Annotated in this window: 1 protein-coding gene; it reads left to right on the top strand. The window is 77.4% G+C overall.

Going from position 1 to position 720, the window contains the following annotated elements:
* Positions 1–109 precede the first annotated feature (109 nt).
* Positions 110–720, top strand: a 611-nt coding sequence (locus FNQ90_RS25710) for a hypothetical protein (RefSeq protein WP_228471614.1), incomplete at its 3' end; no start/stop codon positions are given.

Raw genomic sequence — 720 nt, 5'->3', positions numbered from 1 at the left:
TATAAGAGACAGGGGCGGCTCCTCCCGCTCCGCGCGCCCCTCCGCCGGCGGGCCCCGTCACCGGCGGCGCCGCGCGGGGGCCGGCCCCGTCCTCCTGGTCCTCTCCGTGGTGGCCGCACTCACGGCCGGCTGGCCGCTGCTCGCCGCCGCGCTGAACACCACCGCTCCCCTCGATGAGGGCAGCACCCTCCGCCTGGAGGCCCCGACGGGGTCCGACGCCCGCCTCACCGTCCACGGCACCGGCTGGGAACTGCGCGGTCCCGACGTCCTCACCGGCACCGGCCGGTCCCTGGCCCGGGGCGCCGTCCGGTTCGAGGCCCGACTGGTGGTGCCGGCCGAGGACACCCCCCGCGACGCGGCCGACCTCCCGGCGGCGCTGTGGAACGGCCTGGGCCGACTCGTGCGGATCGCCGACCCCGACGCGCGACTGGGCGAACCCGTCGCGACGGAGACCCTCGGCGGCCTGCCCGCCCTGACCGGCCCCCTGGAACGGGAGGGCTGCGCGGGCACCGCCTGGGTGATTCCCGCCCCGGACGCGGTCAACGCCGTGCAGATCACCGCGACCGACTGCGGGGACGACACCGGTGAGCCGCCCCGGGAACTTCCCCCCGAGATCGACCGCACCGCCCTGAGCACCGGTTACCCGGAGCCGCGCACCGCCGCCGACCCGCCCGCGCCCGGTGCGCCGGTGACCCGTGCACCGACTGTCTCTTATACACA

The sequence above is a fragment of the Streptomyces alkaliphilus genome (assembly GCF_014141535.1).
GTDB classification, from domain to species: Bacteria; Actinomycetota; Actinomycetes; order Streptomycetales; family Streptomycetaceae; genus Streptomyces; species Streptomyces alkaliphilus.
The sequence above is the reverse complement of the archived record's forward strand: the minus strand, read 5'-3'. Positions and strand labels throughout refer to the sequence as shown.